Below are 14,866 nucleotides of genomic sequence, written 5' to 3' on the forward strand. Positions count from 1 at the left end.
GGATGTTTGCCAGCTTGGAAGGTAAAAAAGCACTCGTAACCGGGGCTTCGCGCGGCATAGGAAGAGCGATAGCTGTCGCTCTTGCCGAAGCAGGTGCGGATGTTGCCATCAACTACTCCGGAAGCGAGGCGGCAGCAGCGGAAACAGCACAGGCTGTGGAAGCGCTCGGCAGGCGCGCAATCGTCATCAAGGCAAATGTCGGCAAAGCGGACGAGTTTGACTCGATGGTCAAGGAAGTCATCGAGCAATTCGGATCGGTCGACATCTTGGTGAATAATGCAGGTATTACAAGAGATAATTTAATCATGCGTATGAAGGAAGACGAGTTCGACCAAGTCATTGAAACGAACCTTAAGGGCGTGTTCAATGGGATTAAGGCAGTTACCCGTCCGATGATGAAGCAGCGCTCGGGCCGCATTATCAACATTTCATCCGTTGTTGGTGTGCTCGGCAATCCTGGCCAAGCGAACTATGTCGCGGCTAAGGCGGGCGTTATTGGCCTTACCAAGGCCAGCGCGCGCGAGCTCGCCTCCAGGGGCATCACTGTTAACTGCGTTGCCCCTGGCTTTATACAAACCGAGATGACGGATAAGCTTCCGGAAGAAATGCGCCAATCGTTAGCCGGCCAGATTCCGCTTGCCCGTCTCGGCGATCCGAGCGACATCGCAAACGCGGTCCGTTTTCTTGCTTCGGATGCCTCCGCTTATATGACGGGGCAAACGGTGCATGTGGACGGCGGCATGTATATGTAACACCGATTAATTTGGCAATCCGGAATTAAAACGGTTACGTATGGCATTTTATCTTTAATTCTCGTATAATACCATGGAGGAGGTGAACCGGATGTCCGAAGTAGTAGATCGCGTAAAACGTATCGTCATCGACCGACTTGGCGTGGACGAAGCGGAAGTTACACTAGAAGCTTCATTTAAAGATGACCTCGGCGCTGACTCTCTTGATGTCGTTGAATTGGTCATGGAGCTAGAAGACGAGTTTGATATGGAAATTTCTGATGAAGATGCTGAGACTATCACCACTGTGGGAGAAGTAGTTAAATACATACAATCTCATACGTAAGAAGGACAAGTCCCGTTTGTAACAAACGGGACTTCTCTCCATCTAAACGGTTTTGACCGTCAGAATGACATGAAAGATACATGCAGGTATACGCAATGATTTTATACCTCCTTATATTTCGAGCGTAAAGGCTCTTACTGTCGAAGAACGGTCTGGCTTGGTTTTACCAAGAAATATAAGCAGGGTATACGCGGTACGGTCATATCGACTGATTATTTATACAAGGACGAGCCCGCTCGTCTATATGCTGGACATAGAGGTGAATCGAATGAAACAAAGAGTTGTGGTTACGGGCATGGGCGTTATTACGTCGCTCGGTTCCGATTTGGAGCAATTCTGGGGCAACCTGCTGGAAGGGAAATCAGGGGTATCGGTTGTTGAGGCTTTCGATTTCTCTGAATATCCGACCTATATTGCCGCAGAAGTGAAAAATTTTAATCCGGAAGATTATGGTTTAGATAAGAAAGAAGCACGCAGAATGGACCGTTTTGTGCAATTTGCCGCAGTAGCGAGCCAATTGGCGGTTAAGGATGCGGATTTGCAAATCGGCCAAAATGCTGACGCTGAGCGCGTAGGCGTAATGGTAGGCTCGGGAATCGGCGGACTTGGAACATGGGAAGACCAGCATAACATTTTGCTGGAGAAGGGTCCTAAGCGGGTCAGCCCTTTCTTTATCCCGATGATGATTGCCAATATGGCATCCGGACAAGTTTCGATGCTGACTGGCGCGAAAGGTCCTAACAGCACAGCGGTTACCGCTTGTGCGACAGGAACTCATTCCATCGGTGATTCCTTTAAGCTCATTCAGCGCGGCGATGCCGACGTTATGATTGCCGGCGGAGCTGAAGCGACGATCAGGCCTACGGGTATGGCGGGCTTTTGCTCGATGCGCGCAATGTCTGTTCGCAACGACGAGCCAGCGAAGGCAAGCCGTCCATTTGACATCGACCGTGACGGTTTTGTCATGGGTGAAGGCGCGGGCGTCTTGGTGCTTGAATCGCTTGAGCATGCACAAGCGCGCGGAGCGAAGATTTATGCGGAAGTGATCGGGTATGGCATGAGCGGAGATGCCCACCATATGACTGAGCCAGACCCGGATGGGGCTGCGCGCTGCATGGTGAAGGCGTTCAAGGATGCCGGCATTGAGCCTTCTGAGATCGATTATATCAACGCGCACGGGACATCTACCCCTGTCGGCGACCGCTCGGAGACCAAAGCGATCAAGAAGGCGCTTGGCGACCATGCTTATAAGGTTGCTGTCAGCTCAACCAAATCGATGACCGGTCATTTGCTTGGAGCTGCCGGAGGCGTGGAAGCTGTTATTTTGGGCTTGACGCTCAAGAACGGCATTATTGCGCCAACGATTAATTTAGACAATCCAGACCCGGAATGCGATCTGGATTACGTTCCTAATAAACCGCGTGAGGCGGATGTGAAAATCGCGCTTTCCAACTCATTCGGATTCGGCGGTCATAATGCATCGATCGTGATGAAAGTTTATGAAGCGTGATTCCTTCTATGAGCTGCAGCAGCGGCTTCAGCTCAGCTTTAAACGGACGAAGCTGCTTCGGCAAGCCTTTACGCATACCTCTTATGTGAATGAGCATAAGCGCGGTTCGGCTCAGGATAATGAACGTCTGGAGTTTTTGGGAGATGCAGTGCTGCAATTGCTAGTCTCGGAGTATTTATTCTCTACGTATCCGCAGCGTCCGGAAGGCGAACTGACAAGAATGCGCGCTTCCATTGTCTGTGAGCCTTCCCTAGCGCAATTCGCGGAGCGGCTGGAGCTAGGCTCTCACGTCCTTCTTGGGCGAGGGGAAGAACAGCTCGGCGGCAGACAGCGGCAAGCGTTGCTTGCTGACTTGTTTGAATCTTTTGTCGGGGCGATTTATTTAGATGCCGGCATCGAGCAAACGAGAGCATTTCTGAATGAACATATGTTTCCGTTCGTGGAATCGAATGACTACGGTCTGCTCGTGAAGGATTCCAAGTCCAAGCTGCAGGAGCGTTCGCAGCATCACGGGCTTGGTGCGGTCGAATACCGGATTATCGAAGAACGTGGACCTGCGCATGACCGTGAATTTGTAGTTGAGGTGTATCTCGGGGAAGAACGCTTCGGCGTTGGAAGCGGGAGAACGAAGAAGGAAGCGGAGCAGCGTGCGGCAGCTGAAGCATGGCGCACCTTGTCGCAGGAGCAAGCTTAAGCAGCGAAGAGAGTGTCCTAGCAGGTCATGCGATCTGATTGGACGCTCTCTTTTTTATGATGAGAAGTGCTTGCGAAGTTGTTCTTCAAGGCAGGGGCGGCACTGCAGGATGAGTCCGGCTTTGCCCGTCAATATGGTTATCAAGGCCCATGAGATGTGGTACAATGAGGGGTGAGGTGAAAACCAAGATATGTTTCTGAAACGGATCGAATTATCAGGCTTTAAGTCTTTCGCCGATCGGACTGAAATGGAGTTTGTAACCGGAATTACTGCGGTGGTCGGGCCAAATGGCAGCGGTAAAAGCAATATTTCAGACGGCATACGCTGGGTGCTTGGCGAGCAAAGCGCCAAGAGCTTGCGCGGCGGCAAGATGGAGGATATTATTTTTGCAGGCAGCGATGCCCGCAAAGCTGTCAACTACAGCGAGGTTTCGCTCACGCTCGATAATGCCGACGGCGCGCTGCCGCTCGAGTATAACGAGGTGACGGTCACGCGGCGCGTTCATCGGAGCGGCGACAGCGAATATTTGATTAATAAGCAGCCATGTCGGCTAAAAGATATTACCGAGCTGTTTATGGATACCGGTATCGGTAAAGAGGCCTACTCCATTATTGGACAAGGCCGCATTGAAGAGATTTTAAGCACGCGCTCGGAGGATCGGCGCGGAATTTTCGAGGAAGCCTCCGGCATTGTCAAGTACAAGTCACGCAAGCGCGAGGCGCAGAGAAAGCTGGACGAGACGGAGCAAAATTTGCTGCGCATCCACGACCTTGTGACGGAGCTTGAGGATCAGGTTACTCCGCTGCGCAAGCAATCGGAGAAAGCCATTCACTTCAAGTCGCTCAAGGAGAAACTGAAAACAAAAGAAATCTCGATGTACGTACATAGCATTGAGCAAATTCACGGTTCATGGACGGAAGCGAATGGCAAGCTTGAGCGCTTGAAGCAAGAAGAGCTTCAGTTGTCCACGGTGGTGAGCAAGCACGACGCGCATCTGGAGAAGGATCGTCATCAACTGCGCGAGCTAGAGCATGCTCTCGACCAGCTTCATGAAGCGATGCTCCAAATTAGCGAGGACTTCGAAAAATGCGAAGGCTACGGCGAGGTGCTTAAGGAGCGCAAACGCAATCTTGAGCAGAACAAACGTCAGCTGGAGGAGTCGATTGCTGCACAGGATGCCCGGATCGGCACGATGACGCAGGAAGAAGCAGAGTTCCGCAGCCGCGCAGCTGCATTGCAGCTTCAGCTGGCTGATCTCCGCGCAAAAATATCCGATGAAGAAGCCCGCTTGCTGGGTGTAGCCGGCGGAGCGGTTGCCGATGCGGAAGAAACGCTTAAGGGTGAGCTTCTTGAGGTGCTTAGTTCAATGGCTCAGCATCGCAACGAAATTCGTTACGCGGCGCAGCAGCAGGAAACGCTTCAGCGCCGAATGGAGAGAATCAGCGAGGACGAGAGCAAATGGCTGGAGCAGCAAACCAAGCTGGACGCCAGGCGATTAGAACTCGCGGAGGCACTGGAATCGACGCTTACGCGCCTTGAACAAGCGAGAAACAAAACCCTTACGGAATCCGAGCAGGTTAGAACGATTTCGCAAGGATTGGAAGAAGTTACGCTAGCGATACGCAAGTGGGAGCAGAAGCTTGACAGTCATGTTTCCAGACGCGATACGATGAAGGAAATGCAGGATGCGCTTGATGGCTTTATGCAGGGTGTCAAAGAAGTGCTGAAAGCATCAAGACGCGGCAATAGCGGGATTACGGGTGTCCATGGCGCGGTGGCAGAGCTGCTTCGTGTGCCTGAACGCATTGAGACTGCCGTAGAGACAGCGCTTGGCGGAGCCTTGCAGCATATCGTTATGGAAGATGAGAAAACGGCGCGCACCGCGATCGCCTTCCTCAAACAGCGTCAGCTCGGACGAGCGACGTTCCTTCCATTGGATGTCATTCGAGGCAGGCAAGTGCCTGAACACGACAGGCGAACCGCAGAAACCATTGAAGGCTTCGTTGGGGTTGCAGCGGATTTGGTGAGCTCGGATTCTCGCTACTCGGCAATCGTAAACAGTTTGCTAGGCAACGTGCTGCTTGCGGAAACGCTGGAACAAGCGAACCGCATTGCTTCCAAGTGCCAATACCGTTACCGGGTCGTTACGCTTGAAGGCGATGTGGTTAACGCAGGTGGTTCCATGACAGGGGGCAGCCTCCAGAAGAAGGGAGCCAGCCTGCTCGGCCGCCAGAGGCAAATTGATTCGCTCGACCAAGAAATCAAGGACTCTGAAAGAATGGTGGAGCAGCTGCGGAACAAGCTCAGCGATTTGCGCAAAGAGCATTCCATCCGTTCCCATAATATAGAAGAGCTTCGCGCGGAAGGCGAGAAAAGCCGGATTGAAGAACAGCAAATTAGAGCCGAGCTGCAGCAGCTTCATAACGAAGCCAAGCATTTGGACGAGCAGCGCCAGCTGTATTCGGCAGACCGTAATACGCATTTGTCTGAGCAAAAAGACGTTCAGACGGCGGCAGCGGCAGCAGAGAAGCGTTTGGAGCAGCTTGTTGTGGATGAAGCAAGGCTGCAGGAAGCGATTCGGATGGCCGAAGAGCGGCGCAAAGCAAGCGAATCCGCCAAGGAAGAGCTTCAGGGTCAGCTTACCGACATTAAGATAGCTGCGGCGAAGGCAGATCAGGAAAGATTGTCATACGAGGATCAGTCTGCACGCGTGCGGACAGAGATCCAACGGGCAAAGCAAGAGCTGCAAGGGCAGCGTTCGTTGTTGGTTCAACAGGAAGAGGAGCTCGCTAGACATAACCAGGAAATGGTGAATCAAATCGAGCAGCTCAACCATCTGCGCATTAAAAAACAAGAGTGCGGAGAACAGACGGATCTGAAACGGTCGGCGCGGGCGCAGCGAATTGCGGAGCTCGATTTAGGCGAGAGTGAGACGAAGGAGCAGCGCGCGCAGCTGAGGCAAGTGGAAGAGCAAATGCGTCAGACTGAAATTGCCGCGAACCGTCTGGACGTAGAGCTCGATAATCTGCTTCGCAAGCTTAGTGAGGAATACGAGCTGAGCTATGAGCTGGCGAAAGAAGAGTACCCTGTGCCGGAAGACGTCATTGGGACGCAAAATGAAGTCAGAGATATTAAACGCCAGATTTCGTCGCTCGGGGAAGTAAACCTGGGCGCGATCGAGGAATATGAGCGCGTAAGCGAACGGTTTGAGTTTTTGTCAGAGCAGAAGGATGACCTCATCGAGGCAAAGACGACGCTGTATCAGGTCATCCGGGAGATGGACGATGAGATGTCGAAACGGTTCAAAACAACATTTGAAGCGATTCGCGGCCATTTCGTAGTCGTTTTTGCCAAGCTATTCGGAGGCGGCCGAGCGGACCTAGTGCTCGTTGATCCGGATCGCGTGCTCGATACGGGGATCGATATCGTAGCGCAGCCGCCAGGCAAAAAACTGCAAAACCTGCAGCTGTTATCTGGTGGAGAGCGCGCGTTAACGGCGATTGCTTTGCTGTTTGCGATATTGCAGGTCAAGCCAGTGCCGTTCTGTGTGCTCGATGAAGTTGAAGCCGCGCTAGACGAAGCCAATGTCTCGCGCTTTGCGCAATATTTGCGCGAGTTTTCGGAGCTGACGCAGTTTATCGTCGTTACGCACCGGAAAGGGACAATGGAGGAAGCGGATGTGCTGTATGGCGTTACGATGGAGGAAGGCGGCGTATCGAAGCTAGTCTCCGTGCGCTTGGAGGATGAAGAGCCGGTATCCGCATAAAAAATCGGCAATGTGAGGATGGGGAGTAGAGAAGATGAGTTTTTTTAAGAAGCTGAAGGAAAGCATCGCTTCAAAAACAGAAGCGGTAACAAATATATTTAAAGAAGGCTTGTCCAAGACGCGTACAGCGTTTGTTGAGAAGGTTGAGGAGCTGATTACCCGCCGCAAAAAGATCGATGAGCAGTTCTATGAGGAGCTGGAGGAAATTCTAATTGGCGCAGATGTTGGCGTCAACACGGTAATGCAGCTCATCGAGGACTTGCGCGTTGAAGTGAAGAAGCGGAAGATCGAGGACGCAGCTGATTTACAGCCGATTCTTTCGGAGAAGCTGATCCAGCTGATGAAAGGCGATGACCAGTCAGGCTTGCGTATGGCGTCCAGTGGGATAACCGTTATTTTGTTCGTTGGCGTCAATGGCGTCGGCAAGACCACCACGATCGGCAAGCTGGCCCACAAGTTCAAAAGCGAGGGGAAAAGCGTGCTTATGGCAGCGGGAGACACCTTCCGTGCAGGAGCAATTGAGCAGCTTGAAGTATGGGGTCAGCGCGTAGGCGTGGACGTCATTAAGCAGCAATCGGGTTCAGATCCCGCGGCAGTCATGTATGACGCAGTGCAAGCGGCTAAGCAGCGCGGCGTTGACGTGCTCCTCTGCGATACAGCTGGAAGGCTGCAAAATAAAACGAATCTAATGGAAGAGCTGAACAAGATCTTCCGTGTTATCAGACGCGAGTTGCCGGATGCGCCGCATGAGGTCCTTCTTGTCCTGGATGCGACAACCGGCCAAAACGCGCTAAGCCAAGCCAAATTGTTCGGCGAGAAAAGCGGCGTAACTGGCCTTGTGCTGACCAAGCTTGATGGCACGGCCAAGGGCGGAATCGTCATTGCGATTCGCAATGAGCTGAGCTTGCCCGTTAAGCTCGTGGGACTCGGCGAGAAAATGGGCGATCTTCAGCAGTTTGATTCCGAGCAATTTATCCATGCGCTGTTTGCCGGATTGATTCAGCGCGAGGATGACAGTGACGAATCAAAAACAGCGGAATAATGTCAGCCTGTTCGTCAGATTCGCCTGAAAAGAGCGGCTTGTAAAGGTGACAAGGGGAAATGCTTGACAGCAGCCTACAGCTTCATGTATGATAAAAGACGTTGTCAGGTGTAAAGGTATTTACCTTGTCGGTGACGCAAGCATAATAACAGGAGGGGCTGAGGGGATGAAAGCAAATGAACCAGATGCCTTATCCAAAACAACCCGAATAAACTTGTTATTCGATTTTTACGAGCCGCTCTTGACTGAGAAGCAGCGGACGTTTCTCAAATATTATTTCCATGATGATTTTTCTCTGGGAGAGATTGCAGCGGAATTCGGCATTAGCCGGCAAGCGGTCTATGAGCATATCAAGCGGGCTGAACAGGTGCTTGAGAGCTATGAGAGCAAGCTTGAGCTTCATCTCAAACATGAGTCCTTCTCACAACTAACGGTGCAGCTTGTGAACAGCGTCAATGCATTATCCCTTGCCGAGGAAGAACGGCAGGCGCTCATGAGCGTTATCGCACAATTTAAATTGACCGAGTAATTAAATGAAGAATGGAGGTGACGGTACATGGCAGCATTTGAGAGCTTATCGAGTCGGCTTCAAAATGTGTTCAGCAAGCTAAGGGGCAAAGGCAAGGTTTCCGAGGAAGATGTTGGCGAAGCAATGCGCGAGGTGCGTTTGGCGCTTCTGGAGGCGGACGTTAACTTCAAAGTCGTTAAGGACTTTATCGCGAAGGTGAAGGAACGGGCGATTGGCTTGGATGTATCCAAGAGCTTCACGCCTGGCATGGTCGTCATCGATATCGTAAATAAAGAGCTGACCGAGCTGATGGGCGGCACGCAGAGCAAGCTGGCGAAGGCTAACAAGCCGCCAACAGTCATTATGATGGCTGGTTTGCAGGGCGCCGGTAAAACAACGACATCGGGCAAGTTGGCCAAGCTGCTGCAGAAGAGCAACAACAAGCCGCTTCTAATTGCATGTGACATTTATCGTCCGGCTGCGATTAAGCAGCTTCAAGTTCTCGGTGAGCAGATTAATGCACCGGTCTTCTCCCTGGGCGACCAGACTTCGCCCGTAGAGATTGCACGTGCCGGTCTGCAGCATGCCAAAGAGAATGGAAATGACTACGTCATTATTGATACCGCTGGACGACTGCATATCGACGAAGAGCTGATGGAAGAGCTGAAGCAAATCCATTTGGTTACGAAGCCGGATGAAGTTCTTCTCGTGGTGGATGCGATGACGGGACAAGATGCCGTCAACGTTGCGCAAAGCTTTCATGAGCAGCTCGCCTTAACGGGTGTTGTGCTCACGAAGCTTGATGGCGACACCCGCGGCGGCGCGGCGCTATCGGTTAAAGCCGTAACAGGCTGTCCGATTAAATTCGCGGCGATGGGTGAGAAGATTGACTCCTTGGAGCCATTCCATCCGGAGCGCATGGCGTCCCGTATTCTCGGCATGGGGGATATGCTTTCCCTTATTGAGAAGGCACAGTCGAATATCGATGCGGATAAGGCGAAGGAAATGGAACGCAAGATGCGTACCGCAGAGTTTACGTTCGACGATTTCCTTGAGCAGATGGAGCAGGTTCGCAACTTGGGGCCGCTTGATCAAATTATGGATATGCTGCCCGGCATGAACAAGATGAAGGGCATGAAAGATATGAAGGTCGATGAGAAGCAAATCGGCCGCGTTGAGGCGATTGTCCGCTCCATGACGAAAGAGGAGAAGCAAAAGCCTGAGCTGCTTAACCACAGTCGCCGCAAACGCGTCGCTGCTGGCAGTGGCACGACGATTGTTGAGGTTAACCGCCTCATTAAACAATTCGACGACATGAAGAAAATGATGAAGCAATTCTCATCGATGATGGGTCCGAAAGGTCCGAAGGGCGGCAAGAAAGGCCTGAAGGGCATGCTCGGCAAAAATATGAAATTCCCGTTTTAAGTACAGTTTACTCTTTGAAGGAGGTGAATTTTCATGGCAGTACGTATTCGTTTGAAAAGAATTGGTGCTCACAAAGCTCCTTTCTACCGTGTAGTAGTTTCGGATTCCCGTTCGCCGCGTGACGGACGTTTTATCGAAGAGATCGGCACTTATAACCCGGTTGCACAACCGGCTCAAGTTAAGATCGATGAAGAAAAAGCGTTGAAATGGTTGCAAACAGGAGCACAAGCTTCTGATACCGTTCGCGACTTGCTTTCCAAAGCTGGTGTTCTGAAGAAGTTCCATGAGCTTAAGCAACAGAAATAACTGTTGAATAGCGGAGGGCCTTGAGATGAAAGAATTGATTCTTGTCATAGCGAAGGCATTGGTTGATCATCCTGATCAGGTGCAAATCAATGTGAAGGATGATGACCGTGGCACGATATACGAGCTTTCGGTTCACCCCGAGGATATCGGTAAAATCATCGGTAAACAGGGACGCATAGCGAAAGCGATTCGAACGGTTGTCACTTCTGCTTCCGTCAAATCGCCAAAGCGTGTCATCGTTGACATCATGTCATGATGCACATGCGAGAAGAAGGCCGGGATGAATGTCCTGGCCTTCTTTTTTCGTCATTAGGTTCCATGAGAACTAGACATCTCCAAGCGGCTTCGTTCTTCGACATGGAACGATGCCGTTTTTGCATGTATAATAAGGTATACACATTGGAAGGGCTGATTTGACATGAGCGAAAAATGGTTTACGGTCGGGAAGGTAGTCAATACGCATGGCATTCGGGGAGAACTTAAGATTTTGTCGCAAACGGATTTTGCGGAGGTCCGTTTTGCAGTGGGAAGCCAGCTACTAATGCTGAATGAAGAAAACGGGGCGTCGCTTGAAGTAAAAGTGATTAGCTCGCGTGCGAACAAAAACGTATACATATTGAAGCTGGAAGGCTTCACGAATATTAATGAAGTAGAGAAATATAAGGGCTGGGTGCTTAAGGTTTCGAAGGACAAGCAGCTTGAGCTTGACGAAGGCGAATACTATTACCATGAAATTATCGGTTGCCGGGTCGTGACGGAGGAAGGCGAGGAAATTGGCACGATCTCTGAAATTTTAAGTCCAGGCGCTAACGACGTTTGGGTTGTGGACCGGCCTAAGGGTTCAGGCAAGCAGCTGCTCCTGCCAGTCATTGACGAGGTGCTAAAGAACGTCGATACGAAAGAAAAAGTTGTGACGGTTCACCTCATGGAAGGGTTGATTTAACCGATGAAAATTGATGTGCTGACGTTATTTCCCGAAATGTTCGATGGCGTGTTCCAAGCGAGCATCCTGGGAAAAGCGAAGGGAAAAGGGATTGTTGATCTACAGGCAATCAACTTTCGTGCTTATTCGGGCAATAAGCATAATACCGTTGACGATTATCCTTACGGCGGCGGAGGCGGCATGGTGTTGAAGCCAGAGCCGGTTTTCGCGGCAGTTGAGGATCTCAAACTGGAAGAGGACGTAAAGCCCCGCGTGGTGTTGCTCTGTCCGCAAGGAGCACAGTTTACGCAGCAGAAGGCAGAGGAGCTTGCCAAAGAACAGCACATCGTGCTTATCTGCGGACATTATGAGGGCTACGATGAGCGTATTCGCGAGCACCTCGTTACCGACGAGCTATCGATTGGCGATTATGTGCTGACGGGCGGGGAAATCCCGGCCATGGTGCTGATCGACAGCGTCGTAAGACTGCTGCCTGGCGTGCTAGGCAATGAGACGTCGGCAGTAACGGATTCTTACAGCACGGGCTTGCTTGAGCATCCGCACTATACTCGTCCTGCCGCGTTTCGTGGATGGGAGGTGCCGGAGGTTCTAATATCCGGACACCATGCCAATATTGAGGTATGGCGGCGTCAGCAGTCGCTTTTGCGGACGCTGGAGCGCCGTCCTGACCTACTAAAGAGTGCGGAGCTCTCGGATAAGGAGCGCAAGTGGATCGCTTCTCGAAGGAAACAGGAGCCGGACAAGGCACGTACGTGAATATGACTAATGTATAAATACAAAGCCGCAGCGGAAGTCCGCTGCGGCTTTGGTTGAGCATAAGGCCCAGAATTATGGCGTATAAAAATTTTGCGTATAATAGACTTGGTAACTGCCGCCAATGGCAACGCCCGTTCCGAGCCGCTTCAGCTTGCTGCTTAGCAGCGTCTCGCGGTGTCCCTTTTTGGAATTAATCCATCCATAGTGTGCGAAAATGCTATTCGTGTATCCGGCTGCAATATTTTCCGAGGCTGAATGATATTTGACGCCACTGGCTTTCATGCGGTCAAAAGGCGTCGAGCCGTCGGGATTGGTATGGTCGAAAAAATCTCGTGCGCTCATGTCGCTGCTATGTCCATGGGCAGAGGCGGCGGCAAGCTTGTCCCATAACAAAAGCGGAATTCCGCGGCTTGCGCGTTCGGCATTCGCCAAATCAAAAAGCTGCTGCTCATAGGCAGCTTCAAGCTTGCTTGAATAGGCTGCTTTTGGAGCCTGGGACGATTCCTGATTCATAAGCAGGATCGCGCTAATTTTGCTGCTGTTTTGTCTATCTAGAAACAAAGTGGTTCGGACCTTATTGGTGGTATAGGCATAATAGTCGTCAGCCGCCTCTGCTTTCGTAACATTGGATACCAGTTTTTTGGCGTTTTCTATGCTTTGACTGATTTTTATGCCTGATTTCAGGCTCCAGCTGCCGCCTGCATTAGAGTAGAGAGCCGTTACTCGTTCATTTTGAACGCCGAACATCATAAGGTTGTCATAGCTCGCATTATAGACATACCAGGAGAAGCCATATTCGCTCGGATCGATGCGTGAGGGCTTGCCGAGCAGCGTCTGCAGCCTTTGCTGCGTGTCATTCAATGCGATTCCGCCTAGCGAGTCGTTGGTGTTTTGGATTTTTGCTGCGGATAGTGTGCTGGAATGAAGTTTGAGGTTATAAAAGAAGGTGAGCGCCTCGGCGCGCGTTAGTTTTCCGTCTGCAGCAAAACCTGCGACCGTAGCCGAGGTGCGTCCGCTTGATATTTTCTCGTTGAGCAGCCATTGGATGGCGCTTTGCTCGGTGTAGGTCTTACCGCTTGCCGCCGATGCGAGCAGCAGTGCAGCTTGTCCGCGCCGCAATTCGCCTGTTGGCTTAATCGTGCTTAATGGCCAGCCCAGATTATTTGCATAATCGTAATAAGGCGCAGACCAACTGGCGCCGCTTGATGCGGATTCATTAACTAAACTATATGTTCTTAATAGCATGGCAAGAAATTCAGCTTCATTAACAAGCTTATTAGGCTTGAACGAGCCATCCTCGTAGCCTTGAGCCAAATGCTGCTCGGTTGCCCAAGCGATGTAGAAGCCGGCCCAGTGGCCGCTTGTATCCTTGAACGCTACGGTATCCGCTGATGCCTGCAATGGACCTGCCACTGCGAGCACGCTTAATACAGCGAGAATCCCCCCTTTTTTCAAAATAGTTGAGAAACGTCGTGGGTGGTGCAAAATGGTCACCTCTTTTGTCGGTGTTTGTCATACTTCAGTATACATGAAATTAAGATAAAAAATCGTGTTGTATTCTTGGGCTAGATATGGTAAAATTTCTAATGTTGTTCGTAAAGTCGGACGGTCCGCTATCAGCGATGATCCGGTTCAGAGGAATTCGGGGAGTTTATAAGAACGTCTATGTGGAAGGAGTGAATCAAATGAATCTTTTGCAAACAATTGCGCAAGAAAACCTGCGCCAAGGTCTACCGAACTTTCGTCCTGGTGACACGCTAAAAGTTCATGTAAAAGTTATCGAGGGAACTCGTGAGCGTATCCAGTTGTTCGAAGGCGTTGTTATCAAACGTCGCGGCGGTGGAATCAGCGAAACTTTTACAGTGCGTAAAATTTCCTACGGTGTTGGTGTGGAAAGAACTTTCCCGCTTAACTCGCCTAAAATCGAAAAAATCGAAGTGGCTCGCCGTGGTAAAGTACGTCGCGCGAAACTGTACTACCTACGTAGTCTTCGCGGAAAAGCTGCTCGTATTAAAGAAATTCGTTAAGAACAAACGACAAGAGGGGCTTGCGCAAACAAGCTCCTTTTCGTTTTTTCTCAAAGGCTATTTACATATTCCAACATAGGGGAAGAAGGCGAACAGAGTGGATTCACAGCAGCGCAATGATGGGCTGGACAACGGCAGCGACAATGATTCAAAAGATACGCAGAACCATGCAGACAATCAGCAATCTATACCTAACCGCGCAGCAGTCCACGCATCTGGCTCAGGAAAGCAAGGCGGAGCATACAAGGAAATCATAGAATGGATCAAAGCATTAGTCATTGCGGTCGTTCTTGTATTTCTCATTCGTCAATTTTTGTTTTCGCCATTCATCGTCGATGGACCATCCATGCAGCCTAACTTTGAGACAGGCGAGCGTCTGATTGTTAACAAAATTTTATACACGATCCGTGAGCCGAAATTCGGCGAGGTCGTTGTTTTTGATGTCCCTGAGCAAGGCCGCAAGTTTATTAAGCGCGTCATTGGCGTGCCAGGCGACACCATAAGGCTTGAAGGCGATGATTTGTATATCAACGACAAAAAAATCGAAGAGCCTTATATTAAAGAAGCGATTGCAGAAGCTAATGCCAAAGGCGAGCTATACAATCAAAATGGGCCCAACTTTCCAAATCCCGAGGTTCCTGAAACTACGGTTCCCGAAGGTACGATTTTTGCGCTTGGAGACAACCGGGGCGACAGCACGGACAGCCGTGTGATCGGATTTGTCAAAGACAAAGAGGTTGTCGGTCGCGCCGATATTATATTCTGGCCGCTGAACAAGCTGGAGTTTATCAAGCACTGGACTAAATGAGGTG

The 14,866-nt window shown here is 50.8% G+C and carries 15 protein-coding genes; 14 read left to right on the plus strand and 1 reads right to left on the minus strand.

The window, feature by feature from the left end; genetic code table 11:
* Nucleotides 1-2 precede the first annotated feature (2 nt).
* The 12 genes from fabG (at nt 3) to trmD (ending at nt 12,027) form a co-directional block, all read left to right on the plus strand.
* A complete protein-coding gene (gene fabG, locus FJQ58_RS27410; RefSeq protein ID WP_139998296.1) occupies nt 3-752 on the plus strand; it encodes a 3-oxoacyl-[acyl-carrier-protein] reductase in 750 nt (249 codons plus the stop codon).
* 91 nt (nt 753-843) lie between these two features.
* On the plus strand, nt 844-1,077 hold the full coding sequence (locus tag FJQ58_RS27415; RefSeq protein WP_053375686.1) for an acyl carrier protein: 234 nt from the start codon (nt 844-846) through the stop codon (nt 1,075-1,077).
* Between the two features lie 268 nt (nt 1,078-1,345).
* Complete coding sequence (gene fabF / locus FJQ58_RS27420) at nt 1,346-2,587, plus strand: beta-ketoacyl-ACP synthase II (RefSeq protein WP_139998298.1); 1,242 nt, start codon at nt 1,346-1,348, stop codon at nt 2,585-2,587.
* Nucleotides 2,577-3,281, plus strand: a complete 705-nt coding sequence (gene rnc / locus FJQ58_RS27425; RefSeq protein ID WP_139998300.1) for a ribonuclease III — start codon at nt 2,577-2,579, stop codon at nt 3,279-3,281. Before fabF ends, rnc begins: the two co-directional genes overlap by 11 nt.
* A gap of 190 nt (nt 3,282-3,471) precedes the next feature.
* Complete coding sequence (smc, locus tag FJQ58_RS27430) at nt 3,472-7,047, plus strand: chromosome segregation protein SMC (protein WP_139998302.1); 3,576 nt, start codon at nt 3,472-3,474, stop codon at nt 7,045-7,047.
* Nucleotides 7,048-7,081: 34 nt separating this feature from the next.
* A complete protein-coding gene (ftsY, locus tag FJQ58_RS27435) occupies nt 7,082-8,089 on the plus strand; it encodes a signal recognition particle-docking protein FtsY (RefSeq protein ID WP_139998304.1) in 1,008 nt (335 codons plus the stop codon).
* Nucleotides 8,090-8,255: 166 nt separating this feature from the next.
* The gene (ylxM, locus tag FJQ58_RS27440; protein WP_139998306.1) at nt 8,256-8,618 is read left to right on the plus strand and encodes a YlxM family DNA-binding protein; all 363 of its coding nucleotides are present in this window, start codon (nt 8,256-8,258) and stop codon (nt 8,616-8,618) included.
* Between the two features lie 27 nt (nt 8,619-8,645).
* Nucleotides 8,646-10,022, plus strand: coding sequence for a signal recognition particle protein (gene ffh / locus FJQ58_RS27445; RefSeq protein ID WP_139998307.1), 1,377 nt, complete (start codon nt 8,646-8,648; stop codon nt 10,020-10,022).
* A gap of 33 nt (nt 10,023-10,055) precedes the next feature.
* Nucleotides 10,056-10,328 carry a 30S ribosomal protein S16 gene (gene rpsP / locus FJQ58_RS27450; protein ID WP_053375694.1) on the plus strand — a complete coding sequence of 91 codons (273 nt, stop codon included), beginning with the start codon at nt 10,056-10,058 and terminating at the stop codon, nt 10,326-10,328.
* A gap of 25 nt (nt 10,329-10,353) precedes the next feature.
* The gene (locus tag FJQ58_RS27455) at nt 10,354-10,584 is read left to right on the plus strand and encodes a KH domain-containing protein (RefSeq protein ID WP_139998308.1); all 231 of its coding nucleotides are present in this window, start codon (nt 10,354-10,356) and stop codon (nt 10,582-10,584) included.
* Between the two features lie 162 nt (nt 10,585-10,746).
* Nucleotides 10,747-11,271, plus strand: a complete 525-nt coding sequence (gene rimM, locus FJQ58_RS27460; protein WP_139998309.1) for a ribosome maturation factor RimM — start codon at nt 10,747-10,749, stop codon at nt 11,269-11,271.
* Between the two features lie 3 nt (nt 11,272-11,274).
* Nucleotides 11,275-12,027 carry a tRNA (guanosine(37)-N1)-methyltransferase TrmD gene (gene trmD / locus FJQ58_RS27465; RefSeq protein WP_139998310.1) on the plus strand — a complete coding sequence of 251 codons (753 nt, stop codon included), beginning with the start codon at nt 11,275-11,277 and terminating at the stop codon, nt 12,025-12,027.
* 72 nt (nt 12,028-12,099) lie between these two features.
* Here the strand turns inward: trmD and FJQ58_RS27470 are convergent, their stop codons facing one another.
* The gene (locus FJQ58_RS27470; RefSeq protein WP_162341799.1) at nt 12,100-13,512 is read right to left on the minus strand and encodes a CAP-associated domain-containing protein; all 1,413 of its coding nucleotides are present in this window, start codon (nt 13,510-13,512) and stop codon (nt 12,100-12,102) included.
* Between the two features lie 200 nt (nt 13,513-13,712).
* Between FJQ58_RS27470 and rplS the strand changes: the two genes are divergently transcribed.
* Both rplS and lepB read left to right on the plus strand, forming a co-directional pair.
* Nucleotides 13,713-14,054 carry a 50S ribosomal protein L19 gene (rplS, locus tag FJQ58_RS27475; protein WP_053375699.1) on the plus strand — a complete coding sequence of 114 codons (342 nt, stop codon included), beginning with the start codon at nt 13,713-13,715 and terminating at the stop codon, nt 14,052-14,054.
* A gap of 187 nt (nt 14,055-14,241) precedes the next feature.
* Nucleotides 14,242-14,862 carry a signal peptidase I gene (gene lepB, locus FJQ58_RS27480; RefSeq protein ID WP_238404445.1) on the plus strand — a complete coding sequence of 207 codons (621 nt, stop codon included), beginning with the start codon at nt 14,242-14,244 and terminating at the stop codon, nt 14,860-14,862.
* Nucleotides 14,863-14,866: the final 4 nt, after the last annotated feature.

Origin of the sequence: Paenibacillus paridis, assembly GCF_006345825.1 — a bacterium.
Classification (GTDB): domain Bacteria; phylum Bacillota; class Bacilli; order Paenibacillales; family Paenibacillaceae; genus Pristimantibacillus; species Pristimantibacillus paridis.